The sequence below is a fragment of the Alteromonas oceanisediminis genome (genome assembly GCF_018474025.1).
Taxonomy (GTDB): Bacteria; Pseudomonadota; Gammaproteobacteria; order Enterobacterales; family Alteromonadaceae; genus Alteromonas_E; species Alteromonas_E oceanisediminis.
Window position 1 is genome coordinate 1 of the sequence record NZ_JAHCTA010000013.1, and the last position, 25,218, is coordinate 25,218.

Annotated in this window: 19 protein-coding genes and 4 pseudogenes; 10 read left to right on the forward strand and 13 right to left on the reverse strand. The window is 46.1% G+C overall.

Going from position 1 to position 25,218, the window contains the following annotated elements:
• Positions 1-42 precede the first annotated feature (42 nt).
• Positions 43-210: a hypothetical protein gene (locus KIU71_RS17080; protein ID WP_250207615.1), complete on the reverse strand. Its 168-nt coding sequence runs from the start codon at positions 208-210 to the stop codon at positions 43-45.
• A gap of 543 nt (positions 211-753) precedes the next feature.
• Between KIU71_RS17080 and KIU71_RS17085 the strand changes: the two genes are divergently transcribed.
• On the forward strand, positions 754-1,431 hold the full coding sequence (locus KIU71_RS17085) for a PIN-like domain-containing protein (RefSeq protein WP_156087439.1): 678 nt from the start codon (positions 754-756) through the stop codon (positions 1,429-1,431).
• A gap of 68 nt (positions 1,432-1,499) precedes the next feature.
• Here KIU71_RS17085 and KIU71_RS17090 read toward each other — a convergent pair whose 3' ends face one another.
• From KIU71_RS17090 to KIU71_RS17100, 3 genes are all read right to left on the reverse strand, one after another.
• Positions 1,500-4,478 (reverse strand): Tn3 family transposase, encoded by a 2,979-nt coding sequence (locus KIU71_RS17090; protein WP_214132572.1) that lies wholly within the window; start codon positions 4,476-4,478, stop codon positions 1,500-1,502.
• Positions 4,479-4,608: 130 nt separating this feature from the next.
• Positions 4,609-5,793: a KAP family P-loop NTPase fold protein gene (locus KIU71_RS17095; protein WP_156087436.1), complete on the reverse strand. Its 1,185-nt coding sequence runs from the start codon at positions 5,791-5,793 to the stop codon at positions 4,609-4,611.
• A 40-nt stretch (positions 5,794-5,833) separates the two neighbouring features.
• Positions 5,834-6,247, reverse strand: a complete 414-nt coding sequence (locus KIU71_RS17100) for a hypothetical protein (protein ID WP_156087435.1) — start codon at positions 6,245-6,247, stop codon at positions 5,834-5,836.
• 856 nt (positions 6,248-7,103) lie between these two features.
• On the opposite strand from KIU71_RS17100, the gene KIU71_RS18155 reads away from it, so the two are divergent.
• The gene (locus KIU71_RS18155; protein WP_156087434.1) at positions 7,104-7,325 is read left to right on the forward strand and encodes a J517_1871 family lipoprotein; all 222 of its coding nucleotides are present in this window, start codon (positions 7,104-7,106) and stop codon (positions 7,323-7,325) included.
• Positions 7,304-7,942, forward strand: a pseudogene (locus tag KIU71_RS17905) (IS3 family transposase); the annotation flags it as partial. The gene KIU71_RS18155 and the pseudogene KIU71_RS17905, both read left to right, overlap by 22 nt.
• On the opposite strand, the gene KIU71_RS17115 reads toward KIU71_RS17905, so the two are convergent.
• On the reverse strand, positions 7,939-9,153 hold the full coding sequence (locus KIU71_RS17115; protein ID WP_197044465.1) for a PAS domain S-box protein: 1,215 nt from the start codon (positions 9,151-9,153) through the stop codon (positions 7,939-7,941). The pseudogene KIU71_RS17905 and the gene KIU71_RS17115 sit on opposite strands and share 4 nt — an antisense overlap.
• A 239-nt stretch (positions 9,154-9,392) precedes the next feature.
• Here KIU71_RS17115 and KIU71_RS17120 point away from each other — a divergent pair.
• Positions 9,393-9,500 (forward strand): annotated as a pseudogene (locus tag KIU71_RS17120) (transposase); the annotation flags it as partial.
• Between the two features lie 97 nt (positions 9,501-9,597).
• On the opposite strand, the gene KIU71_RS17125 reads toward KIU71_RS17120, so the two are convergent.
• The 6 genes from KIU71_RS17125 to KIU71_RS17150 all read right to left on the reverse strand — a co-directional run bounded on the left by KIU71_RS17125 (position 9,598) and on the right by KIU71_RS17150 (position 16,768).
• A complete protein-coding gene (locus KIU71_RS17125) occupies positions 9,598-9,951 on the reverse strand; it encodes a hypothetical protein (RefSeq protein WP_156087430.1) in 354 nt (117 codons plus the stop codon).
• Between the two features lie 39 nt (positions 9,952-9,990).
• Positions 9,991-11,385 carry an OmpP1/FadL family transporter gene (locus KIU71_RS17130; protein ID WP_156087429.1) on the reverse strand — a complete coding sequence of 465 codons (1,395 nt, stop codon included), beginning with the start codon at positions 11,383-11,385 and terminating at the stop codon, positions 9,991-9,993.
• A 179-nt stretch (positions 11,386-11,564) separates the two neighbouring features.
• Positions 11,565-12,665: an NAD(P)-dependent alcohol dehydrogenase gene (locus KIU71_RS17135; protein ID WP_156087428.1), complete on the reverse strand. Its 1,101-nt coding sequence runs from the start codon at positions 12,663-12,665 to the stop codon at positions 11,565-11,567.
• 122 nt (positions 12,666-12,787) lie between these two features.
• Positions 12,788-13,840 (reverse strand): 2Fe-2S iron-sulfur cluster-binding protein, encoded by a 1,053-nt coding sequence (locus KIU71_RS17140; protein ID WP_156087427.1) that lies wholly within the window; start codon positions 13,838-13,840, stop codon positions 12,788-12,790.
• A gap of 296 nt (positions 13,841-14,136) precedes the next feature.
• On the reverse strand, positions 14,137-15,228 hold the full coding sequence (locus KIU71_RS17145) for an alkane 1-monooxygenase (protein WP_156087426.1): 1,092 nt from the start codon (positions 15,226-15,228) through the stop codon (positions 14,137-14,139).
• 94 nt (positions 15,229-15,322) lie between these two features.
• Positions 15,323-16,768 carry a benzaldehyde dehydrogenase gene (locus tag KIU71_RS17150; RefSeq protein WP_214132573.1) on the reverse strand — a complete coding sequence of 482 codons (1,446 nt, stop codon included), beginning with the start codon at positions 16,766-16,768 and terminating at the stop codon, positions 15,323-15,325.
• Between the two features lie 653 nt (positions 16,769-17,421).
• Between KIU71_RS17150 and KIU71_RS17155 the strand changes: the two genes are divergently transcribed.
• Positions 17,422-18,333 carry an IS1380 family transposase gene (locus KIU71_RS17155; protein ID WP_336132191.1) on the forward strand — a complete coding sequence of 304 codons (912 nt, stop codon included), beginning with the start codon at positions 17,422-17,424 and terminating at the stop codon, positions 18,331-18,333.
• Positions 18,290-18,619: a transposase gene (locus KIU71_RS17160; RefSeq protein ID WP_156087424.1), complete on the forward strand. Its 330-nt coding sequence runs from the start codon at positions 18,290-18,292 to the stop codon at positions 18,617-18,619. The genes KIU71_RS17155 and KIU71_RS17160 overlap by 44 nt, the downstream gene beginning before the upstream one ends.
• On the opposite strand, the pseudogene KIU71_RS17165 reads toward KIU71_RS17160, so the two are convergent.
• Positions 18,535-18,774 (reverse strand): annotated as a pseudogene (locus KIU71_RS17165) (transposase); the annotation flags it as partial. The gene KIU71_RS17160 and the pseudogene KIU71_RS17165 overlap by 85 nt on opposite strands.
• Positions 18,775-18,941: 167 nt before the next feature.
• Between KIU71_RS17165 and KIU71_RS17170 the strand changes: the two are divergent.
• The 4 genes and pseudogenes from KIU71_RS17170 to tnpC all read left to right on the forward strand — a co-directional run.
• On the forward strand, positions 18,942-19,454 hold the full coding sequence (locus KIU71_RS17170) for a hypothetical protein (RefSeq protein ID WP_214132574.1): 513 nt from the start codon (positions 18,942-18,944) through the stop codon (positions 19,452-19,454).
• Positions 19,455-19,624: 170 nt separating this feature from the next.
• Complete coding sequence (gene tnpB, locus KIU71_RS17175; RefSeq protein ID WP_156087422.1) at positions 19,625-19,948, forward strand: IS66 family insertion sequence element accessory protein TnpB; 324 nt, start codon at positions 19,625-19,627, stop codon at positions 19,946-19,948.
• Positions 19,949-20,495: 547 nt separating this feature from the next.
• On the forward strand, positions 20,496-22,175 hold the full coding sequence (gene ltrA, locus KIU71_RS17180) for a group II intron reverse transcriptase/maturase (RefSeq protein WP_156087421.1): 1,680 nt from the start codon (positions 20,496-20,498) through the stop codon (positions 22,173-22,175).
• Between the two features lie 281 nt (positions 22,176-22,456).
• Positions 22,457-23,401: pseudogene (tnpC, locus tag KIU71_RS17185) on the forward strand (IS66 family transposase); the annotation flags it as partial.
• Positions 23,402-23,504: 103 nt separating this feature from the next.
• Here tnpC and ltrA (KIU71_RS17190) read toward each other — a convergent pair.
• The gene (ltrA, locus tag KIU71_RS17190) at positions 23,505-24,800 is read right to left on the reverse strand and encodes a group II intron reverse transcriptase/maturase (RefSeq protein ID WP_156087420.1); all 1,296 of its coding nucleotides are present in this window, start codon (positions 24,798-24,800) and stop codon (positions 23,505-23,507) included.
• Positions 24,801-25,218: the final 418 nt, after the last annotated feature.

Genomic DNA, 25,218 nt, shown 5'->3' on the forward strand with positions numbered 1-25,218 from the left:
AAACCAATACGAATTAGATGTAAGAAATGAGAGAAAAGTAGCTTAACTGGGTTGGTCGATTTGGCTTGACCACGTCACACTTTTACCGTTTGCAACAATACGGATTTTCTTTAATGCTGTGAGGTTGTTTGATATAAGTTCAGAAGTAATGGCGTCATCTTCAACAATCAGAAGTTGACCTGCGAGTAGCTTATTTACATCTTTAGACATGTGGACACCTCACAACTTTGTCTACTAGTAGTAATAGTCTTGGCGATGTCTACCATTAGTCAAAAGACTATTTCACTGTACGCGCAGTTATTGCTTGAACAAGCATGAGGGTCATTCTCACAGCAGAAGCTTTTATCATTTTAGTTATCTATGCCTATTTTTAATTATTTGGCAGTTTTTCGAAGAATTCACAAAAAGCGCGTTCATTTGGCCGTCATCATTCTGATGCCGATTTCGAGGGGATGGGCGCAAAACCCCTATTTGCCATGGTGATTTAACCTCATCGTGGGTCTAGGCATAACAAAAGCAGGCACAGGGACAAATCTTCCGCTGCTCTTCAGGTTTGCCCATGCTTCGGGCGTTGAACGTCTGCTGTCTGTCTCAAGGTGCCTTTGACTCTGTTAGGCGTAAAGACATCAAGGAAAAACTGGGCTCTAATAAACTCGCCCAATATCAATGATATGATGTGATATCCTGCCTACGGAAAATAAACTCTTTATTTGTTCTTGTTAGGTTGGAATACAAAGTTTTTCAGGAACTGTTATGGAAGATAAAGCTGATTTAGAAGTGTTATTTAAAGGCTATTACCGAGCTAACGAAAAAGCAGTTGAAACCATATGGCGGGATGGTCAAATTATTCCAGACGCAAATGTTCTGCTTGATCTCTATCGATATTCTGACGATGCCCGTGATGCATTTCTTAATCTACTAAACAATCATAGTTCACGTGTTTGGTTACCCCACCAAGCTGCTCTGGAATACTTTCAGAACCGACCCTCTGTAATTAATGAACAATCTAAAAACTACGACGCGACATTGAATGATATCAATGAGTTATATAATTCATTCAACCAGAAAAATCGCCACCCTTTCTTACCTCCGGGGTTGTTGAGAGAGGTTGAAGAGTTATTTGAAAAGCTGAACGAGCATCTCGAAAATTCCAAGAAATCACATATAAAACGACTGAATGATGACGAGATACAGGGGAAAATCACCGAGATAATTGGGAAAAGAGTCGGTCAGCCCTTTGCTAGTGAGGATTTGAAGAGGCTCTTTGAAGAAGGTAAAGCTCGGTATCAGAGTAAAATCCCACCCGGCTATGAAGATGCCCACAAGAATGAAAATGAGAGAAACTTGGTTGGCCAGCAGCGTAGGTATGGTGACCTGATAATGTGGAAGCAAATCATTGCTTATGGGGGTTCTAGGGATTTTCCCCTCTAATAAGACATAATCCTCTGTACATGCCGCCAATAGGAGACTGTGGAGGAGTATTACTTTTTATTTATAGCCTAATTATCCACTATTGGCCTCGTAATTTCACTCATATCAGGTAATTTCCCTGTATTGGTGAAGTTATACGTGCCACTTAAGTTGATATTTTGCCATGCAACGGGAGAAACGGCACGAGTGATCGCCGCTTTTTCTTCATCTCCTGTCGCTTCAAAGTGCCCCAGAAGATGGCTCAGTATCGCGGAGTTGAAATAGATGATCGCGTTGGCAATCAATCTTGCGCATTCATTCCAGATAGCGATTTCAGACTCGTTTTTCCCTCGGAATTGATCACCGTTCACCGACGCAATGGCTCTTCTCAGGAAGTGCCATGCTTCTCCCCGGTTCAGGGCTCGTTGCACGTATTGGCGCAAACTGGCATTGTCGATGTAATCCAGTAAATATTGCGCTTTTATCAATCGATTATACTCTGTCAGCGCCTGCAATATCGGGTGTCCAGAAGGGTAACCAGACAGCTTTCTCACCAGCATAGACTGTGTCGTCCGCTTTGTCTGAAGTGACAGAACAATACGCCTGACATCCTGCCATCCCGTTGCAATAACATTATTCCTGATGGGCTTCTTCAAGGTAAGTATGGTGCTACCTTGTTCATTTTCAGTCACCTCAAACAGATCGTTGATGACGCTGTTAAATTGCGCGTATCGCGGTGCAAAACTGTAACCACATAGATCCAGTAAGGCGAAGTTAACGTGATTGACACCGTGCGTATCTGTCGAGAGCACATCTGGTTTGACATCACTGCTGTTGGATTGCAACAGATCATAGATATAGTGTGATTCATGCTCGTTGGAGCCGATTATCCGTGCATTCAGCGCGCTGTGATTGGCGACCAGGGTCATGGCCGTGATCCCTTTATTGGTACCGAAGTACTTCGAGGAATACCGGGTTTTAAACGTTTCCAGATGCGTTTCGAATTTCTGACCATCCGCACTGGCGTGCAGTTGGTCTTCCTGAATATGGTAGTGGCGGAAGATGGGGAGCGCGGCAACCGCATTATTGATGATGTCGCTGGCATCATTCAGCGTTTCAGGTCGGATATAGTTGGCCTGTATCGTACTCAGGTGTTCATAACTGCGGTCGGAGATCTGCGCCATGCCATACACACCACGGTGAGTGGCGTTGGCAATCAGAATGGCCAGTAAATCATCCAGATGTGTGAGCCCCTGTTTTTGTATTGGCAGCACATGTGTCAGGCATCGCATGAACCCGGTTTCGCGCTCAACATACCGCAGGACATCCGCGATACCGACTGGCTGCATTCGCTTAAAGAAGGGATTGTTGACCAGAGATGTAGCGCCTTTTGTTGGCAGGCGCCAGCGGGTGCCCGAACGATTTTTCATGATCACATTGCGATTATCTCCCTCATCAATATGGCGCGCCACTTCGTTTAGTGAGCTTTCCAGCTGGTGTTGTTTCTCCTGTAACAATGCGTCAACAGGTTGTTTTAGTCTGTCCAGCGTTGATGACTCCAGCAGTGTATCTTGCGATGTTTGCGGGATCAGGTCATCTTCCAGTGCCCGGTATTTGGTGACATTTGACAGATAAATACGTCCGTTCAGTCGTGAAGTTAACTGCCGGTAGAGCAGCCATTCATAACGTTGCGGGTTAACGTTATCCTGTTTCACCAGCCATGGGAGGTGCTTTTTGGGGATAAGCGACGTATCCATTGTCGTCAGTGGTTCACCGGATGCGATTTCCGTTTGCATCTTTTGAAGTTGGGCTACAACATCTTCTGAGCCGTTACCGGCCTCACATTCAAGGCACAGGAACACCGGCCTTAATAGCTGTTCCAGAAGGTTGTGTTGTTCGTCATAATATTGCCACTGGTACTCTTCCACGGTCCGTTTTTGTTTTTTCAGATAAAGGCAAAGAGTCTGAATATCCCGATCATCCATCACTTTCAGTGCCTGTTTCCTGACCTCCGAGAAGGGTTGATTGTCATCAATATTCTCGTCCACAAACAGGTGAAGCAGCTCTGCCGCTTTCGTGACATTGTCCGCAGCTGACTGCCAGGACAAGAACACTGCTTGTTGTGCAAAGGCGTTGGCGGCTTCCTGTTGTTTTCGGATCTGGTAAACAAACCCGTCCGTCAGGCGCTCCAATGCAAGTTGTATGCGCTCTGTCAGATGACACAGCAACCACAGATGCTGCTGTGAGCGTTTAAAGCGCCGCACTTTACTGCCGTAGTAATTAATAAGTTCGCTGAAGTGTTGACGATTTTTTAGCGACAGATTGAGCCTGTCCACAACATCATTGATTTGCGTGTGCCATGGTGCTAACCGGTGGTAAATGGCAAGCTCTTTTTTAAGCTCAGGCACGGTCAGATTTTTGGCACCGCCCCTTAGATGGCTCAGACTCAGCCCGTCACCATTGGCGGTGATGCTGTCCAGAAAGATGTTGAGTTCGTTACTGGTAAGTTGATTCAGTTGGATCTTCAGGTCTTTTCTGACCTGTTGCCTTATGCGGCTTATCAGTCTCTGAAGTACAGTGTACTTAGGAATGGCTATGTGATGAGTGGCCAGGTATTCGATGGCTGCATCAAAGAGATGACGTGGCTCCAGCCAGGCGTTGCCAATCTGCACAAGGTGGTCGAACAAAGATTTGAAGTGCTGACTCTCCTCCCATTTACCATAACCAGAAAGGTCTAATACCTTTGCGTAGAGCCGATCTTTTTGTTTTTGTGAAGGTGTGAATGGCCTGAGACCCTTGCCGCCAGACAACGCTTTACTGATGAACGTTAAATCGTCAGTAACCTGCGAGTAAGCGACATCAAGGATGACGGGCTTTGATTTGAAGTATCCCAAAATTGCGACAAAGTAACACTGATGAGCTCTGAGGCGAATTGACCTGCAAACTGCCAATTCAGCATCATTCAGAGTAAAATATAGACGTTGTTCTTCAACTGAAAAGATGGGTGGGGAATAAAGATCTAGCTGTTCTGCACTCGTGAGAATAGAAATTTCGTTTTTAATGGCCATACCAGGGCTGTTCCGTATGAAGATGTACGTTATTCACCTAATTTGGCACATTTTTTAACAGTAACCCACCTCCACAGTCTCCTATTGGCGGCATGTACAGAGGATTATGTCTTTTTAGAGGGGAAAATCCCTAGAACCCCAATGTGGTTTTTCTGCTTTCGTCTCGCGTCGAGATAGTAAAGTCTTCTCCATCCCAGTTAGACAAGGGGTTGTCTGTGTCTCGATTTTCGAATTTATCGGGGCGTCTATCAAATTCGATGAGAGCGACTAACAAAGTAAAGATGTTTACAAGATGTGTTTGCTCTCTATTTGACGCTATCGACCGTATACAGGCTTTGTACTTTGCTACAAGTTGATCAATATCTCTCAATCCCAGTGAATATGCTCTTGCCAACATTTTGAAATTAACAATCTCGATTGGGTCTCTATCAAAATGCGAGTTGTCGGGATACAGCTGCACGTTTTCATGGTGGTCAAACTCGTAATGGCCTAAAAATTTATCAACGTCTGGAGGGGAAAGCACAGATTTCCTATCGAAAAAGCGCCTTAGGTAGGCTTCTGATTCAAATTTTTCGCCATAGACAGCATTAATCGAGTTTTGTAACTGTTCTGTATCAGTAGCCACCACGAAAACAAAGTCTTTAGTACTGAAGAAATGCTTGATCACTTCGAGCATTTCAATGGCGTAATTGGGTCTACATCGGTCGAGTTCGTCTACTAGTACCATTACAGGCAGTTGTCGCTTGTGAACCTCATTTAATGCAACAGCTAGCTGCTCCAGGTGTTTACGAACCTCTTTTACAGCCTCGACCTGTTCTGAGTAGCCTTTCTTCATGCTATCGAGGTATTCTTTTGGGGACGACTCCATAAAAGTTTTAACAAACTCTCTTCCGGCAGCGGCGTCACCAATGAATTTTTCACCAATGTAGCTTCCTGCAACGATTGCACTTCCTTTTAACAACTTTCCAAGGTGCTTTTTTAGTTTATCTAAGTCGTTACCATGAAGTGGTAATAGCGCTTTCAACTGAGTCAGTAACTCACTTGCCACTACTAAGAGGGGATTATCGGTAAAGTCGCTTTCCCAAGCATCTATATAGATAACAGGATGATTAGCGTTGTGAAAATGAGTGTAGAGGCGCTTTAAAAACTCTGTCTTACCCGTTCCCCACTTTCCGTTGAGGTTAAGCACAAATCCGTCTTTTTCTTCGGCAAGAAATGACGCTAAGAATTCGCCATAGGCTTTCCTACCGACCGCGCAATTGTCAAATGTGTATTCGCTAAGCCATTCACTGTATTTTGGTTTTATTTCGTCCATGATAATCCATCACTAACTGTCTATAGCAACTATATTACCCTTAGTTAGTAGCGTGGTAAAACAAGTCACCGTAAGCCCAAATTAAAGTCCCCATTGCAATAAGGAAGGCTCCCAAGTATTGGCCAAGGCCGATGGGCTTCTTATATTTCGCTATGAATTTGGTAGTACCAACTTCCGCAATCCCTTGGAAGAGATTGCCGACACCGAAAGCTGCAAGGAGCGCTTCGGCCATACTGGCTGTTAATGCGGTAATGGCGCCACTACGCCCAAACCAGCCTGCGCTGTCCTCGCCAAAATACCCCCAACCAAAGTAGCCAGCAAACGCAGCAAGAGCGGCGAGCACCAAGTAAATGTATGCGCGGAACAGTCGCCAGCCATTATTATATGCTACGTTTCTTTTCCACCAACTCTTTATCTTAACTGTGAATGATTGCATTCGAGAAGGAGTAGACATAAATCCTCCGTGATTACTTTTATCTTTAGCTACTATTCCTCCACCTGCTCAAAAAATCAACGAATAACTGACTAGGTTTAGGTAGCAAAAAAGTTCCACAACAGACAAACAAACCCGACTTATTGAGAATCAACACGTTCTATTCAACACAAAGTGCGTTATAAAGGGGCGCGTAACCAGGCGCCCTACTACCAACGAAAAAGTGAATAACTCATCAAACAGCAGCAAATCCAACGAATAAACCATCCACAGCCTTGTTGATAACTGGAAAAGGGTAACCACTACGGCAACATACCCTAGAACCGCCTTAACCAATAAACCCTTTTCTCACCAACCCAGCATAAGAACCCTAACCGGACTCATTGACTAAAGCACAAACGAGGACGACTCACCCACAACAAAGAATTCACCTCACACACCACTATACATCCACCAACCTGCCCCATAGTAAACGTGCGTTACTTGTCCACTACCTGTGACCCACTTTCGTTTACCTCCCCTACTCACTCACCAATTTCTCACGTTCTCCCTGCCCAACTGCGCGGAGCGCGCCGCCGCCGCAGCGAAGCTGCGGGAAGTTTAGCAAGACGGTATAGGGGTATGTTGCCGTAGTGATTAGCATGTGGTTGTGTTTTTTCTGCAAAATCACGCGTACTATGGTTATTCCGTACTACACTGGTACCTACCACACCTATTCACATTAAGGACGATTATGAATGTACGCAAATATCTGGTTTTAGGCTCGTTAGCTTTAGCCGGATGCCAGTCTCCCGTTGATGATATGCTTAACAACAATTTTGTGCAGGTAAAGGCTGAGACGGCACCCTCACACGTCATTGGGTTCTAGACGGGTAACATGGGCCCTTACCTCGCGAGCCTCAGTTTCGATAAGTCGGGTAACGGGTACTTTTGCTATTCCTACGGAACAGCAGACGTTATTCAAAAGGTCAAATACGCTGAAGACACTATCTTTATCCAAGATGGAACCAGGTTAACGCTCGACGCCGTTTCTTCTGATGGCCTAAAAGTCTCATCAAATTACTTTGGCAGTACCGTAAACATCGTGAGGCTAAGTTAATGAGGCTAGAAGATATACAGGCACAAGTCGGTTATAAAAAGCATACAGGACACTTCAGCGGCAAACCTGCTGTTGTTGCCGATAACGTACTTGATAGGCAATTTACAGTAGCTACACCGAACAGATACTGGGTCACTGACATTACCTACATCCGCACTCATGAAGGCTGGCTCTACCTTGCCGTCGTTTTAGACTTATACTCTCGCGCTGTTGTTGGTTGGTCGATGAGTTCTCGCATCGAATCTGAGCTTGTTACTCAAGCGCTACTAGCAGCAGTATGGCGAAGAAAGCCCAAAAAGCAGGTGCTCATACACTCAGATCAAAGTAGTCTATTTACAGGCTATGAATAGAGTGACTTCTTAACAGAGCATAATCTCAAGGCCAGCATGAGCCGTCGAGGAAACTGTCATGATAATGCCGCTGCAGAGAGCTTCTTCCAACTACTTAAGCGAGAGCGAATCAAGAGAACAATTTATAAAACACGTGAACATGCAAGAGCCGACATATTCGATTATATCGAAATGTTTTATAACTCTAGACGCAAGCATGGTGAAGCGAATAATATGCCTCCACTGGCTTATGAAAAGCTAGAAGAATTCAAAAGAAAGTCTGTCTAGTAAAGTCTGGTCGATTCAGCCTTAGGAAATTCGTACGACAAAATCGATTCCATTGTCTTTTCGATAGAAAACTCTGTTGTTTCAAGGCTGAGCGAATTGGATTCAATTTTTGAGTAATCTAAAATATCGTTCAAAATGCGTAGCAGTGTTTTGGCCGAATAAACGGCAGTGGAAACAAGCTTCTTGGTTTTTTCCGAGAGTGGCTCTTTCTCTAATAATTGAAGCATACCAAGGACGCCGTTCATTGGCGTTCTAATTTCGTGGCTCATGTTAGACAAAAAAAGACTTTTGGCTTCATTAGCGTTTTCTGCTTGCGCTTTTGCCTTACGGAGTTCTTTTTCTGCTTCTTCCTGCTCAGTGACATCTTGAACAACAGACCAAATTAGAGGGACGCCTTCCTCGTCTATGATTTTCACACCAGAAAGTAATACGGGATAGCAATGTCCATCTTTATGGATATATTCTTTTCTGTAAGGACCATAGCGGCCAGTAGAATTTAAAAGTGAAAGCTGTTTTGTTTCCTCATCCTCGTATTTCGATGGTGTCAACTCCCAATAGCTGAGCTTACTCATTTCATCGAGTTCGTACCCTGAAAACTCAGTAAACTCTTTGTTGACTGACACAAATGCGCCATCAGCAAATCGATTAATTGCAATCCCTACCGGAGCCTGTTCTACAAACGCTCTGAATCTTTCTTGTTGGAGTTGTATTGCGGATTCATATTTTTCGATTTCTGTATGTGCTTTTACCACTGCCTCTTTTGACTTAATGATATCTGATATGTCACGCACTGCAGCCAATACGAGCATTGATTCAGGCATCTTGAAAGCGCTGAGAGACACTAGACACTCAAATTTAACTCCGCCAAAGTTTTCGTGTTCCCAACGAAATGTTTGGGGTCCTTCGCTGACTGTTTTAGATAGATAGATTTTTGCGAGTTCAGCAGAGCGAGAGCCACATGGTTGATATTCCGGAGACAAATCGGCGGGGCTAAGCGCTAAAAAGTCTTGCTCGCTTTGAACGTTGTGCATTGCGAGTGCGGAGGTATTGCATTCGATGAACTTTCCAGTGGCTAAATCGATGATTGAAAGTGCGTCAGCCGAGGTGTCAAAAAGCGTTTTATACTTATCTCGTTCACGTTTGAGGTCGGATAACTCACGCTTTAATGCAGCATTCTCTAATTTAGTTGCTTCCTCACTATAACTATCCATTGAACGCATAATCCTTTAAAACATCTATAATGGTTTTATGTAGTGTAATCACAGATAAAGTAAAAGCAATTAATCAACTTACTATTTTTTAAAGCCGAGCTAAATTATCGACAATAAGTTTCCAGCGGTGCATCTTTCCACGTGCCGTTGAGGTAATGGGCTAAAAAATTTATACACGCGAGGCGGTTCAAAATATAATGAAATAAGAACCGTACGAGGGGAGTCCATCCCATTTCCCTAAATCATGGCGTACGCACTGGCATAATCTCAACACCTTGTTTAATTACCCTGAAGACATCCGCAGGGCAGTTTACACCACCAACGCCATTGAATCTCTGAACAGCGTAAGCAAGGGGAGCATGTTCGCAAAGGTTTTCCAGTTCAGCAATCTGCTGGCGCGCTTTCTCCAAAAGATGCTGGAGCCAAGCCCGGGAACCGTGCGCCTCAATAGGCGGAAAAATAAAGCATGGCAACACCGGCCAGCGCCAAGCCGCCGTGAGTCATGATCACCCATCGGGGTTTGGCCTGACGGAACACCACGCCAAAAAACAGCGCCCCACCCAGAAACGCCGCGCCCAGCAGGGCCATCGCCCAGTATCCGGTCTGCGGGATCGCGGTGTCGGGCCCAGCAGTATACAAGGTATAGCCCAGCATTATGAGACCGGCGAATCCCAGCACGCCATGCGCCAAGCCGAACCAAGAGGGATAACGCGCCCTCATTGCCAACAGAAGCCCGAACAGCAACCCGCCCGCAGCCGTCGCCGCCAGCACCCAAAATGCCCACTGTATAAGTTCCATCGATTCATCCTCAATTTGTTAAGTTTCTAGACATCATGTCTAGAATGAATGAGTATAGGCAAAAACAAAATTATCTTGCGCAATGGACGACCTGACAGCTGATGAGGTGTTAAAAGCCGACTGGTTGGTCATACTATTCTCAAGGGCTCGAGAGTATGCAGCATCAAACCTACCTGATTTTGAAACTTGGTAGCTAATGCCTATGGTTGCATGCCTCTTCAGAACTGCTGGAATCAGGGCCAACAACCCCTCATCATTGAATGGCTGAGTAGCCTGACTGTATCCTGCCCGCAACGTTACATTTTGGGTCGCGGCATACGAAGCCCCAATCGCCACTATCGTTTGATCCTTCGTATTCTGAGGAAGCCTTAGATCAACATCTCCGGCGTCACTGGTAAACCCCACCTTAATATCCTTCAGGGCATCTTTCCAGAAAACCCGAGACACATCTAAAGCGAGCAGTAATTTGTCACTGAATTGATGACTCACTCCTACATCCAATTTGGCAGGAGTATTAAAATTCAAAACTCGTATTTGTCCTTCAATAGGTATGTTTCCGGCGATACCGTCAACCGCAGTGACTGTTCCGTTCCCTTTCAAATCATTCATTTTACTCTCGAACATGTAGGAAATGCCCAAATTTGTTTTGGGCGCCATCTTGTACAACATACCTAATCTACCCGAGTATCCCCAACCATCAACACCACTTGAGATTTCTTTGTTTTCGCTAACGCTTATGTGTACTCCCCGTGGATCAGGTAATGTCCCGAGCAATCCCAGTAGCGACCCGGACGCCCGCCCATCCCCACCGAGACTAGCCAACTGTTTATTCCCAAACAAATAATCAAGATTTAAACCCGTCCACTTTGCATCCAGGGTAGCACCGACGGAGAGATCGTCATTAACCTTAAAACTCGCAGAAAACGGTATGTCGAGAATAAACAGACGACTTGCATTCTCGAGCCCCGTATCAGCACCGGCAGCATAGCCCGTCTCACCAATATCTCCGCGCGACAAAAAGCTAGACCTACCATATTCAACGCCCACTCCGGCTTGAGCAAACATGCCCACCCCAAAAGTCCAATCTGAAACTTTACTGGTAAAAGCAAACTGAGGAGCTACATATGGCCCTCGATTATTTGAGCGCGTACTCGATGACACCTTTTCTCCTGTGCCAAGATTCGTCGCGCTAATATCCGTAGTAATCAGGTCGAACCCTAGCAACACTTCACCTGTCGTATCAGACAAACTCATCGTCGCCGGATTAACCATCATTGACGCAGGCCCAACATAATGAGATACGGCCGTTCCTCCCATACCCCTCGAAATCGATCCAAAACCTTCTAGGAACAACCCGTAAGTCGCTACCGTATAGAATGAGATCATATACAAGAACAGACCAATAATGCATTTATTTAATTTTTTAAATTGCATTCTCTCTCACCTTCTTTTTTGTTTTATTAATGGCCCAGCATTTCAGATAATCAATCCTCTTATGCTTCCTTTTGGCATAAATAGCAAAATTTATATTTATAAGCTTTTCAGCTTATGAGGAGGTTGTACGCCGTCCGCAAGAACAGCGCACCGAAACCTAAAGGTTCTCTTATACCTTATTAAGCGATACGAATTACCGGCTTAAGTGTTATCCCTTTTTCCGAATCTTCAGCGGCTCGATCAATTTCATCGAATGAGTAAAATTTAATTAATTTATCAAAGGGAAACTTTCCTTGGCGATACAAATCAATCAATCGTGGAATAAAGATATCCGAAACAGCTTGACCCTCAATAATTCCTCGGAGCTTACGGTTAAATAGTAAAAAATTAACATCAACAGGGACTGTAGTCCCCATTGGTGGCGCACCAACAATACCAATCTCACCGCCTATGGAGGAGCTCAAGATCGCTTGCGAAAGCACAGAAGGCAAACCGCTGGTTTCCAGAACATACGGAGCCCCATCAGCGCACAATTTCTTGATCTCCTCAACTGGATCAGTATTGGTTGCATCAATCACATGGGTCGCTCCAACCTCACGAGCTAATTTCAGTCGATTTTCCTTGACATCGACAGCAATGATTTTCGTACATCCGGCCACGGCGGAAGCCATCACTGCTGAAAGACCTACGGCCCCAGCACCGAAGATCACGATAGCCGAGCCCGCAGGAGGTTTCAGTGCATTGAGAACAGACCCTGCGCCAGTTTGAATGCCGCAGCCAAGCGGCCCAAGGAGTTCAAGCGGGACGTCTTTAGTGACCTTCACTGTGTTGCGTTCGTAAGACAAAGCATAAGTCGCAAAGGAAGACTGCCCGAAAAAACTCGCCCCAACTTCCTGGCCATCGTGTTCATGAATGGTGCACTCACCGGCAACTGAGCGCCCCATAAAATTGGGAACGAAAGAGTTGGCACAACTTGTGGGATCACCGGAAAGGCATGCTTCACAACCACCACAAGTATAAAAAGTCAAAACAACATGATCGCCCGGCTGTACTTTTTTGACAGAAGATCCAACCTTCTCAACCACGCCAGCTCCCTCATGCCCAAACACCATCGGAAGCGGAACCGGGTAATGCTGATCACGACAAATCAGATCGGTATGACACATTCCAGTCGCAACTACTCGAACAAGAATTTGATCTTCAGCGGGCTCATTAAGGACTACATTTTCGAGTCCAAATGGACCATTTTTTTGACGAACAACTGCTGCTTTTATTTTCATTTTTGTCTCCGTTTTTGAATCGTCACACAGTTTAATAAACACTAATCATTTCTCGCTAGGCTCAACAAATTTTTTCGGGTGAGCTTAACCAAAAAAGAAATTCTATCCCTTCACTCCCAGCATTACGGCGTGGTCGCAGAGGTTCGATTATAAAAACGATCTGCATATATAGATCCGTGCGCCACACCAAGTCGAAGAAGTTCGGTTTCAGCAGCATCAACCATCGGTGGTGGCCCGCAGAGGTATGCTTCACACGACCGCCCCTGCAGGTATTCTTGAAAACATTCAGTCACCAAGCCTCGCTTTCCTTTCCAGGAGGACGTTGCCGGTTCTTCGGACAACACTGGAATAAGCTCGAAGTTTCCACCCCAATCCCGTTGAAGCGCTTGCATTTCTTCAAGGCAATATAAATCACGCTGCTGCCGCACCCCAAAAAATAAGAAAACATCACGCTCGCGTTGGGTTCCGGTCATGCTCTCCAAAATGCATTTAATGGGTGCGAGCCCCGTTCCTCCAGCCACGCAGACCATCACGTCATCGCTCTCATTAAACCCAAACTGTCCATACGGGCCTCGCAACGTAACGGTGGTCCCAGTTCTATCACCACCAAATAGCCAACCACTGAAAACCCCTCCTGGGACTAGGCGGACATGAAAGTTCAGGCTGCCGTCCGCTTGGCCTATAGTCGAAAACGAATAGCTTCTTACAGCCGACAGTTCTGTAAATTCAATATCAGCATACTGACCAGGATTAAAAGTTATTAGTTTTTCTGGCATTAGAGTCAATCCGATTACATCGTGTGCCAGAGGTTTCTGTTCACTGATCACGGCTGTGGTCTCTTTAGGAACAATGGCCCTTCCGAGTTTGGCATCCAGTTCAATTTCAAGGTCTTCTTTAGGTATACACTGACAACCCAACCGATATCCAGACTGATATAAACCACCACTTAGCCCCATAGCAGATGATGCCAGTTCGCTTATCTTTCCCGAGATTAGTTTATATTTACACGCACCACAGGTTCCGACTTTACACTCATGTGGAAACGCCAGCCCTTGATGCAGCGCACTTTCCAGAATCGTCTGACCTCGTGGAACTTTAAATTCCACTCCTTGCCCTCTCACAGAAACAGTTAGTTCCCGAGGAGGAGCAAATAGGCCAAAGATTTTCTTAAACATATTCAAACGTCCATCATTAAAATTTATTGGTCTTTACTTGTGTAAATTCCAGAACGACACCTTTGCTCCAGGCGTTTATGGCAGCAGGAAAATGACACGTCAGTCGGCACACAAATTCTCCTGATAAAAAAGGCCGTAGAGCCAATTTTCTCTATATGCTTCCGGCCAACATCAAAAATTCAACACGTTGACTGCTATTAGGTTCTAATGGCCCTTCCTCACTATCAGGGCCCAGAAATCCCAATGTTTTCAGTTGAGATTGCCAAACGTGAAATGCCACCAGTTTAATGTAGTCATCAATCTGCCTGCGGTATCCACTGTGACCATCCGGCATTTTTATTAGCCTCAACGGCCAACTTTCGCTCACCGGGGGTGGCATAGTGCAGATCCCAATCCTTCAATTTCGGCTTTGCAACGAGACTCTCCCAAAGAGGCGGAACAAGTCCAAGCAGAAAGCACAGGAAGAGTGAGGGCATCTGAGGAGCCTCCTTTTCCGGGCGCAAATCGTAGAACGGTATATAGCCGTCAATGTGATGGTTAATATGGTTCGTGATCTCGCATCCCAGCGGGCGGACGATCATCCCCATGTGGTTCCAGGCGTGGTGCAAGAGGATAGGCTGACCGATTTCGCGTATTAACCCATAGTGTTGAAAATAATTGAACCCCTCAACAAGCGCTTTCGCAATCAGCATTGAAATAATTGTAACTAGCCCCGCATCCGCCCCTCCAAAATAAGTTACCACGGCAGGCAGAGCGATCAGAAGCATGACATACTGATACGTTTTGTTAGACAAATGCCACGGCGACTTTCCTTTTCGACGTAAGGTCTCAGCTTCAATTTTTACTGCATCTTTGACGGAACCAACAGTTGCACTGACCACGAAACTGTACATTGTCTGGCCGCGGATTGGGGTATCGCTATCGAGAGGCGTGTCGAGTTCTAGATGGTGCGTATTGACATGAGCAATATCTCGGTTTGGGTCACCATAAAATGTTGCCAGTAATTGCGCCATTCTCCTCGGAAACCAGTGCCGGCGGTGCATCAATTCGTGCGAAACTGGAAGCGTAGGTACTCCACTAAGCCAAGCCAAAGAAAGAATGCTTCCCCAAAACAGCATGGGTTCACCAAGGTCTATCAGGCCTTCCCTCACGCCGAAAATAAAAAACCCATACATAGCAATCATTAATGGTAATTGCAGGTATTGAGTAAGGTCTGCAAAAAAAGAATTTACCTTTCTCTCTGAAAAATCCTTGGGCAAAGCGATATCTAGCACCATCAGCACGGGAAAGGTTGCAGCCCCGAGCCAAACCCAATTTCCGCCATAATAAAACCCCAATGCCCCGCAAACAGTCACTAGTGGAATCAGGTAGTAACGAATGGCATCCATATTATTTTCCTCATCTTATTACTTATTTTGATTACAGATATCTCAAAGATATTAATCATCAAGGGTATCATTGAAACTAATCTATCTAATTAGATCAGAATGGGTAAGTAGCTGGCTTCCCAACCATGCTGATCCATTGAGACTGAGTAAATGCATCAATGCTTGCAAGCCCGCCAAACCTTCCACTGCTACCTGAGGCTCCCATGCCTCCAAAAGGAACATGTGGCTCACAGTTGATCGGCTGGTCATTGATATGAACCATCCCTGTCTTTAAATTCCTCGCAATCTCCAGACCCGCCGCTAAGTCCTTAGTGTGAATAGACGCAGCCAAGCCATATTCCGAACTGTTTGCCAATCCGATGGCTTCCTCTACGCTGTCAACGATAGTGATTGGCGCCACCGGGCCGAAAGTTTCCAACTCGAAAATATCCATTTTCGGCGTTACGTCCATGAGCACGGTAGCTTGGTAGTAGCGATCCTGATAGGTACCTCCCGCCAAGATCTTTGCGCCGGCCTTTTGCGCAGATTCTACGAGCGCATGGACGTGGGCCACTTGTTTATCGTTGACAAGAGGACCGAGGTGTACTTGATCCGTTTTCGGATCTCCAACCACCAAATTCCGAGCACGCAGCGCAAGCTTCTCTGCGTATTCTTGCGCAATATCACGATGAACCAAGTGACGCCCGGCGGCCATACACACCTGGCCCTGGTGCAGGAACGTACCCCATGCTGCACAACTGGCGGCCCCATCAAGATCTGCATCAGGCAAAATGATGTGGACATTATTTCCACCGAGCTCAAGCGCAACCTTTTTCAACATTCTTCCGCACTTCTCTCCAATTAGCCGGCCCACCTCGGTTGATCCAGTAAAGGAAATCATGTCGATGCCCGGATTCGTCACCATTGATTCGCCTGCTTCTGCCCCTCCAGGAAGGACATGAATAACGCCATCTGGTATACCAGCCTCGGAGAAAATCTCAGCAATGAGCGCGCCTCCAGTGACCGCAGTCTGAGGGTCGGGTTTTAGAATTACTGCATTCCCCAACACCAACGCTGGCGCTACCGAACGCATCGCCAGAAACAGTGGGAAGTTCCACGGAGCAATCACGCCGACCACGCCAACAGGAACTCGATGACAAAGATTCAGGCGCCCTGCAACAGTCGATGGCAATGACGTACCGTCAGGCAAGAACGCTAGGCTCGCAGCCTGATGCATTTGCTGATAGGTAATCCCGGCCTCCCACAAGCCTTTCTGCCGAATCGCGCCACATTCCCGCACGTTCCAATCGGCGAACTCATTTTCGCGCTCTTTCAGTTTTTCCGCAGCCTTTCGGACAATCTCGGCTCTTTCACTGAAGGGTATTGCAGCCCACTCCTTTTGAGCTCGCCTGGCTGACTGTGCAGCAGCTGCGACATCTTCACCATTTGCAATGCCCACAACACCAAGCAGATCACCATTAGATGGATCGGTAACGTCAGAGGCACCACCCCGCGCTTCTACCCACCCAGAGCTGAACACTTTTCCAGACCAAATAGGCACCTCTTTTTTTCTTTCTTGCTGCATCAGTCTTCTCCTCGACATAAAATAATTATTATTTATTGCGCCCGCACCGAATATATTTCGAACCCGGAGTAATAGAACGCACCACTGCCTAGCCTTATAACCAGATAGGCGCCTTGGACTAACTTGTAACTAACCACTGGAATTGCGCTCCCAGCTTCCATGCGCCGGACAGACTTTCCGTATACGCCTCTACTCCAACAACTCAGGGCCATCGGCCATGCCCCAACGGTCACAACAAAGGTGTTTTTCGTCGTAGCCTTCGATAACGCTGCCTGCTTTTGCTATTGGATTGCCTTGCGTGGGTTCTTTATTTGTCTTGATTGTGGTGCAAGTTCCCAGGGGATGACTATCCGGACAGTGCATCGTTTGTCCGGATACTGCAACGTCCATATTTTCGAAAGCATAGGACTATCTACGGCATCCAGGCAAGAGCCTGAACTGCTCCCTGAGGCCCGGATAAGAATTCAATGAAATGAGCGATGTATGGCGGAAAGTGACCAAGTCAGGTTGTCATTCAGTAAAATTTCCTAGCCCGAAAAATTCATAAAAAAGGCGAACCTTGCTTAACCCATTGATATAATGGGAGTTACGCCAATAACGCTTCGGAAGAAGCTAAACAAGGTTCGCCCATGTCCAATTCTATCCCAACTCAACTGCGCTTTCCTCCCTTTGCCGGCTTTACCATACGCGCTGATTTTGAGGGCGGAGCGTTGTCATCCGACTTTGGCCCCCTGCTGCTGCGCGGGGTGGACCAGCAGATCGGCCTGGTTCATCGACTGGCCCAGGCCATCGACGACCGCCGTCACGCCTCTTACATCGACCACTCGCTTGATGATCTGCTGACCCAGCGGATCTTCCAGATCGCTTGCGGCTATGCCGATGCCAATGACGCCAACGCGCTGCGCCGTGACCCGATGTTCAAGCTCGGCGCCGAGCGCAAACCGCTTGAGGCAGAGCAGGACCTGGCCAGCGCACCCACGTTCTCGCGTCTGGAAAATGCCGTTAACACCCGCGACCTTTACCGCCTGGCCGAGGCCTTTGTAGAGCAGTTTGTCGCCAGCTACGGCAAGCCCCCAGAGATGATCGTGCTAGACATGGATCACTCCGAAGACCGGACTCATGGCCAGCAGGAGTTGGCGTTTTACAATCACCATTACCAGAGCCACTGCTACTTGCCGCTGTTTCTGTTCGAAGGCCTGTCGGGCAAGTTCATTACCGCTGCACTGCGCCCCGGCAAGCGCCCGAAGGGGGCAGAAAACGCGATGATCCTTAAGCGGGTGCTCAAGCGGCTGCGCCAGCACTGGCACGAGACCCGCATCCTGCTGCGTGGTGACGCTCATTTTGCCAACGTGGAATTGATGCAGCTGGCGCTTGACGATCCGTACACGGATTTTCTGTTCGGCCTGACCGGCAACAGCCGCCTGAAGAAACTGTTCTGGTTGAATATCCCGGACACCTCAAGAAGAGATAAACTCTTCAATAACAGAGGTGCTAACCATGAGTCAGAAACGCAGTTACAAGCAGTATCCGCCAGAATTTAAGGAAGAAGCCGTTGCGCTCGTAACCGAGCAAGGTTACACAGTACCAGAGGCTGCGAAGTCTCTGGGTATTGCCACCAACCTGCTCTACCGGTGGAAGGAAAAACAGGAGCAATCAGCCAGTGAGTCGAAGCCTACAGAAACAGAGCTTGAAGAGCTGAAGCGGCTTCGTCAGGAAGTCAAAACCCTGCGCATGGAGAAAGAAATTTTCAGGCGTTTGTTTTCTTCCCTGAGACGGCGGATCTCCTCTTGCTCAGGTGTAAGCCTGCCATTTCCGCGGAAAGCGTGAGCTCCTTCAGAATCCTGCTCTTTAACCCAACGACCAAGCATATTGGCACTGATCCCTAGGCTTCGTGCTGCCTCAGCAATTTTGTAGTTTTGGTCAGTGACCAAACTCACGGCGTCTAATTTGAATTCTTTTGAATAGCTTTTTCGCGTTTTCATATACACTCCAGTTGTGAGAATTATCTCTTAACTGGGTGTGTGAATCTATTGGAGCACGTCACAAAGACCTTAATGAATATAAGAGGCCTAATAGCGGTAAACATACTATTGGACAGTGGTGGTTCAAGATATATACGCACATTCTTCAACATATAAATGCGAACCCTGTGAAAGAGGGTATGCGCGATAGTACGGCATTTATATTATTTGTGGCGCTAAGACACATTCAGGATGAGGAAGCTGCATATCAGCGCGTGAGACAACTCAATGAACGTCATATTGGCCTAACGGATGAAGAGCTCAATAAGTACCTGAAGACGGCGAAAACAACGCTGTACAAATACAAAAAGGACTCGATAGCAGACTATCTGGAACGCCAACTGGGTATGGATGTTTCATTTCTATACCAGGACAAAGCCAAACTCAATCCTGAAGAAGTTAAGGCCGCTAGACAAGCTGCGGCTGAGTCAACGGCCAAGAAGAAAGCTGAATCAACTCTAAGTCGAATCCTACGCGCTGCTAGGGAGCTTCTAACTCAAAATGTCACCCCTACTCAAGTATCTGTAGCTGCGATTTGTGGCCGGAGCGAGAGAACGGTTCGACGTTATTGGACAGAGGTTATTGGTCATCCGGCAATTAGGTCCGCTTCTATATATTCCCCCCACAGATATGTCCGGTAGGCGCGTAGAAACGTTTAAATAATTAATACGTTTATTATTTCTTTAGGCCTGTGGTATTAGTGAATTAAACCGTGAGTGTGGGTAACCAACAATAAGTTTGTTCGCGTTAAGCGCGAAGTCACCACCTATGAGTCCCGTGTCGAAGATGACCTTCAGGCGCTAACGCTGGAATGCGCCTCTTCGACATTGCGTCTACCCGTCAATGTCAGCCCCCACTGGCTGGCCAGCCTGATGAAGGCGCTGAACGAATGAGGATGTTCGTCGAGCCTTCTGACATTTATCTTTATCTGGATAATGTCGACTTCCGTAAATCTATTAACGTTCTGATTGTGGTGGTTGAGCAACAGATGGAACTCAATCCGTTCCGAGATGCACTGTTTGTCTTCTGTAATAAAAAGCGGGATAAACTGAAGGTGTTGTACTGGGATAAAACCGGCTTTGCCCTGTGGTATAAGCGTCTTGGTGCGACAAGAAGTCGCTTTGTTTACTGTTGAACTTTGATTCAACCCTTCGTATTGCCGAAGGTTTCCTATTTCGACATGCGTTACTAGCAATGGTGAGGTGTGAAGCTCGAAAGACAATGTAGCCTTAAGTTCAACAGTGATGTTGAACAAACTGCAAGCATCATGCGGTTGGGCCCTAGGAATTAATGGTATGTGTAATTAACTGAACAGTTTTAACTGTCGTCATTATAAACAAGCTAAAGATGCTGACAAGCTTGAACCAAAAGGTGTGGTGGACAAGTTAACATGCTCTAGTCTCATGTTACGCAATTTAATGTGCCCCCGGCGGATTGACTGACACTAACCCATTATGTGAATAAAGTGGAACTTGGTAAGCCCGTATGCTCCCTCGTTGAGGTAGTTTCTTCGTAAGAATGAATGACGGGCATGCGGGTAAAGGACGATGGAGAAAGCGAATGCCTTGCTGTAATGGCAAGGATAGATGTATTGAACGTGACATCATGCGAAAGCATAGCCCACTTCCATCGAGTGGTTAATCACAAGAAATTTGTAATAAGATTTTAGCTTAGGAATGCAAATGAATTGCTCTTATGAACAATGTGCACCTATAAACGAAGCGCAATGCTGGTCTAACATCGATTGGAAGGCTGCAAAGCGCTACGTAGGATCATTGCAAGCGCGTATTGTGAAAGCAGTAAAGCAAGGGAGAAAAGGGAAAGTTAAAAGTCTGCAATGGTTATTGACTCATTCCTTTTATGCGAAAGCCCTTGCGGTTAAACAAGTAACGGAGAACAAAGGGCGTAAAACGTCTGGTATTGATGGCGAAACATGGCAAAGTGCTACTAAAAAATGGCGAGCAATCTCATCGCTCAAACGCTCTGGATACAAGGCAAGTCCATTAAGGCGAGTCTTTATTCCAAAGTCGAATGGGCAGAGAAGACCTCTCGGTATCCCCACAATGCTGGATCGTGGGATGCAAGCACTGTATTTGCTAGCCGTTGAGCCAGAAGTGGAGACAAACAGTGACGGCAATTCTTTTGGTTTTCGAAAACAAAGATCTTGCGCTGATGCGATCGAACAATGCTTCAAAGTATTGTGTCGCAAAGGTGCGGGAGAATGGGTGCTTGATGCAGATATTAAAGGATGCTTCGATAATATCAGCCATGAATGGATGCTAAAGCACTTAAACATTGACAAACCAATCCTTTCACAGTGGTTGAATGCCGGCTTCATGGAGTCTGGCAAGGTATATCCAACACTTGCAGGAACACCGCAAGGAGGGATAATCTCGCCGACGTTAATGAATATGGTATTGAATCAACTGCAAGGAACAATTGAAGAAGCTTCAGGTGTTAAAAGAGGTAAGCACCGTGAAATTCGTTCTAATGTTAAGAGAGTCTCTGTAATCAGATATGCTGATGATTTTGTTGTAACGGCTCATTCTCAAGCGTTTTTGGTAGATACAATATTGCCTTGTATTAATGAATTTATGTCCCAACGTGGTTTGGCATTATCGCCAGAAAAAACGCACGTTAGGCATATATCAGAGGGTTTTGATTTTCTTGGTCAAAATCTCAGAAAGTATAATGGCAAATTACTGGTCAAACCCAGTAGCAAAAGCGTTCTACATTTGATGAATAAGTTGAGACTTACGATCACCAAATATCGCTCTACTCGACAAGACAGGCTAATCTTTCAGCTTAATCCAATATTAAGAGGTTGGTGTAATTATCACCGACACAGTGTCGCAAAGGAAGTATTTTGCAAGATTGACTCTGATATATGGTTGCTACTCTGGAAATGGGCATGTCGTAGACATCCTAGAAAAGGAAAACACTGGATTAGGGCTAGATACTTCCACTCTGTTGGTGCGCGTAATTGGACATTCTGCACCGGTGATAAACAAATAGCCTTATTTCGGTTAGCAGCAATACCGATTGTGCGACATCCAAAAATCAATTCCGATGCAAACCCTTACGATCCGACACATGAAACTTACTTTGAATCTCGGCTTGATGTGTTAATAAATTCTCGCAACAAAGAACGCCTGCATAGATTATTATCACGTCAAAATGGTGAGTGTTTGTATTGCAAAAGGAAAATAACGGCTAAAACTGGTTGGAATATTCACCGCCTAGTGCCTTTATATTTAGGTGGTGATAATAAGACGAGTAATACCGTGGTTGTACACCCTTCTTGCCATAACAGCATTCATAAAAGTAAAAATACTGCTGCGCCATCCTACATGGCGTTATAACGACTTGAGCGGTATGCGGGGAAACTCGCACGTACCGTTCTTAGAGGGCTGGGCTCGAGTAATCGGGTCTGGCTACTCGACAAAAGCACCGCTTTAAATGGCCAAGTGATGCTGAATTACAGCACATGCACCTGAGTGAACAACAGTTGCAGTGGTTATTTTCAGGCTTTGAATTAAACGATATCCGGCTTATAACCGGTGACCATAAGCAGCGATTATCGATCACAAAACAATCTGAATAATGTCATGTAATCAGTGCTTTAATGCGCGATAATATCTGTATGACTACCGATGATTATCAACACCGCATCGCTGAATTAGAGGCGCTTCTTGAAGAAAGAGACGCTAGAATTGCTTATTTGGAAGAGCAGTTCCGCATTGCCCAGAATAAACAGATCGGTAAAAGCACCGAAGGCCACCCTGGTCAGGGCGAACTGTTTAATGAGGTGGAGGAACTGGCTGCTGAGAATGTGTCGGCAGAGCAGGAAACTATCAGCTACACACGCAGTAAACCTAAGCGCAACCCGTTGCCTGAAGACTTGCCGCGTGAAGTTATCATCCATGATATTCCCGATGAAGATAAAGTCTGCGATTGCTGCGCAGGTACATTGCACTGCATCGGCAAAGATAAATCTGAGAAGCTTCAGTTTATCCCTGCTCAGGTGAAGGTGATTGAGCATGTACGTCCGAAGTATGCGTGTCGCTCCTGCGAAAAAGAGGGTATCAGCAACACGCTAAAGCAAGCGCAAGTGCCACACTGTGTTATTCCCAAAGGCTATGCAACAAGCCTGTTAAGTCAGATAATCACCAGCAAATACCAGTATGGTCTGCCGCTCTACCGGCAGGAAGCCATGTTCAAACAACACGGTATCGAAATAAGCCGCAAGACCATGGCGGACTGGATAATCCGTTGTGCTGAGCTATTTAAACCGCTCTACGACTGGCTTCATCAACACCTGATACAACAACCGGTTATCCAGGCGGATGAAACCACGCTGAAGGTTGTCGATTCCGGTAAATCGACGAGCTACATGTGGCTGTATGCTACTGGTGTAGATTCACCGCAAGCGACCATTACCGGTTCAGCGATACATAATATCGTGCTGTACGATTATCACAATAGTCGTGCCGGACAATGTGCCGTGGACTTCCTTGGCGGTTATCACGGTTACCTGCAAGTGGATGGCTATCAGGGCTATGAACAAACACAAGCCACCTTAGTGGGCTTCCGAGTAGATGAGGACATTACTGCCCTCACCCCTCACAGACCCGGACGAGCGCAATTAACGCATCCGGTTCTTCATAACAGTTTATTCGCTGCGTAGCTCATTAAACATAACGATGATAGATCCTTGGAATCGCCAATGGGAAGCGTTTAAGCAATAGCGTGAATCGTACCCAAGGAATGTAACTTTTCCTAGAACGGCGACCTAGCCACTTATGCCACAGACGCTCCACTTTATGGTGGAGACGTTTAAGTGATTTTATGTTTCCAGTGATCCCAAAGTAGACAAAGTGTCCCACTAGCCTTCGATTTAACCATTCCCACTGCAAATCCAGCGGTTTATGGCGCATCTTTTGGCACAGCACATTAAATGCCTTTAGTGTTCGAGCGAGCCTATTCTTCGCTGTCTTTTGACAAACAACAAAGTGACCACGTCGAGACCGCCCCCAGTAATGGGTAAAGCCTAGAAAATCAAAATTAACGCACTTACCGCGTTGGATATTCGTTTTTCGATACCGAAATCGAAAATCTACGCGGCGAGTTTTGTCAGGGTGCAGTGTCAGCCCATAACGCGTAAAGCGTTTGGTTAAGACTTGTTGAACACGATAACAATCCTCGTAATGTTCGAACACCATAACAAAATCGTCCGCAAACCGAGTCAAACTTGAACGCCCACGCATGCGAGGTTTAACCGTATTGGCAAACCATTCATCCAATACATAGTGCAAGTATATATTTGCTAGCAAAGGAGAAATAACACCGCCTTGTGGCGTCCCGATTACAGACTTCTTTAGTTTACTCCCATCCATCACACCGGCTTTTAACCATTTGTCTATCATTTTACGAATAACGCCATCCGTCACTCGTTGGTCTAAAAAGTTTCTCAACTGAGTATGTTCAATGGTATCGAAATACTGCTGTATATCCACGTCTAGTACCCACTTCCCCCCGTCATCCATGATGTGATTACGAAGACTTTGTAGCGCTTGGTGCGCAGAGTAGCCCGGTCGAAAACCAAATGAACAGTCATAGAACGTCTGTTCGTATATTGGCTCCAGTAGCATTACAACAGCACGTTGAACAAGCTTGTCTTCAAATGTGGGGATCCCAAGTGGACGCAGCTTGCCATCGCCCTTGGGAATAAACACGCGACGAATAGCAGGCGCTCGATAGCGTCCAGACTTGACTCGTTCAAGCAATGATTGCAGATTTGCATCCAAGTGCTGTTCATAGTCACGTGCTGTTTCACCATCTATGCCAACTGCGCCATCTTTACGTGTGAGCCGATACGCTTCATATAGCCACTCAATATCCAGCTGATGATTGAGTGATGTGAATACTAGTTTCGGTTTCTCTTTAGCCAATTTGGCTATCTGTTGTTGTTTCGTTGACACAATCATCGGTTTCTGAGCACCTTTATGTTTCCCATCAACAGTTAAAAAGTTATGGTGCGCCCTTTCCTCGTTAGGGTCCTCCTGAGCAGAGTTCCCCCAAGTCAACAGTACTATGGCGCACTAAGACTTCCAGCATCTACTACCTAATCACTTATGGATTCGCTTTTAAGCTCCTGAGCGTGCTTCATGTTCGCTCTGTCTGATTAGAAGCCGTTACCAGACAGCCCGGCTTTGTTAATAGCTAAAGCCAAACGCTTATTAATACTCAGGTCAATACTGGATCTCACAGGTTCCTGAGAATTCCATCCTGTACCTTTGCCCCGGCCATAGATCCCGGTCGGACAATACATCTCTTACCATTACGATATGTACTGTACTGACCCCATTCCCAACAAAATGAAGCCTCCAACGTGAACATGATATC

Excerpts from the sequence above, each read along its gene's own strand:
- KIU71_RS17080 (WP_250207615.1), bottom strand. The coding sequence starts at position 210 with ATGTCTAAAGATGTAAATAAGCTACTCGCAGGTCAACTTCTGATTGTT.
- KIU71_RS17085 (WP_156087439.1), top strand. The coding sequence starts at position 754 with ATGGAAGATAAAGCTGATTTAGAAGTGTTATTTAAAGGCTATTACCGA.
- KIU71_RS17090 (WP_214132572.1), bottom strand. The coding sequence starts at position 4,478 with ATGGCCATTAAAAACGAAATTTCTATTCTCACGAGTGCAGAACAGCTA.
- KIU71_RS17095 (WP_156087436.1), bottom strand. The coding sequence starts at position 5,793 with ATGGACGAAATAAAACCAAAATACAGTGAATGGCTTAGCGAATACACA.
- KIU71_RS17100 (WP_156087435.1), bottom strand. The coding sequence starts at position 6,247 with ATGTCTACTCCTTCTCGAATGCAATCATTCACAGTTAAGATAAAGAGT.
- KIU71_RS18155 (WP_156087434.1), top strand. The coding sequence starts at position 7,104 with ATGGGCCCTTACCTCGCGAGCCTCAGTTTCGATAAGTCGGGTAACGGG.
- KIU71_RS17115 (WP_197044465.1), bottom strand. The coding sequence starts at position 9,153 with ATGGATAGTTATAGTGAGGAAGCAACTAAATTAGAGAATGCTGCATTA.
- KIU71_RS17125 (WP_156087430.1), bottom strand. The coding sequence starts at position 9,951 with ATGGAACTTATACAGTGGGCATTTTGGGTGCTGGCGGCGACGGCTGCG.
- KIU71_RS17130 (WP_156087429.1), bottom strand. The coding sequence starts at position 11,385 with ATGCAATTTAAAAAATTAAATAAATGCATTATTGGTCTGTTCTTGTAT.
- KIU71_RS17135 (WP_156087428.1), bottom strand. The coding sequence starts at position 12,665 with ATGAAAATAAAAGCAGCAGTTGTTCGTCAAAAAAATGGTCCATTTGGA.
- KIU71_RS17140 (WP_156087427.1), bottom strand. The coding sequence starts at position 13,840 with ATGTTTAAGAAAATCTTTGGCCTATTTGCTCCTCCTCGGGAACTAACT.
- KIU71_RS17145 (WP_156087426.1), bottom strand. The coding sequence starts at position 15,228 with ATGGATGCCATTCGTTACTACCTGATTCCACTAGTGACTGTTTGCGGG.
- KIU71_RS17155 (WP_336132191.1), top strand. The coding sequence starts at position 17,422 with ATGTCCAATTCTATCCCAACTCAACTGCGCTTTCCTCCCTTTGCCGGC.
- KIU71_RS17160 (WP_156087424.1), top strand. The coding sequence starts at position 18,290 with ATGAGTCAGAAACGCAGTTACAAGCAGTATCCGCCAGAATTTAAGGAA.
- tnpB (WP_156087422.1), top strand. The coding sequence starts at position 19,625 with ATGCGCCTCTTCGACATTGCGTCTACCCGTCAATGTCAGCCCCCACTG.
- ltrA (WP_156087421.1), top strand. The coding sequence starts at position 20,496 with ATGAATTGCTCTTATGAACAATGTGCACCTATAAACGAAGCGCAATGC.
- ltrA (WP_156087420.1), bottom strand. The coding sequence starts at position 24,800 with ATGATTGTGTCAACGAAACAACAACAGATAGCCAAATTGGCTAAAGAG.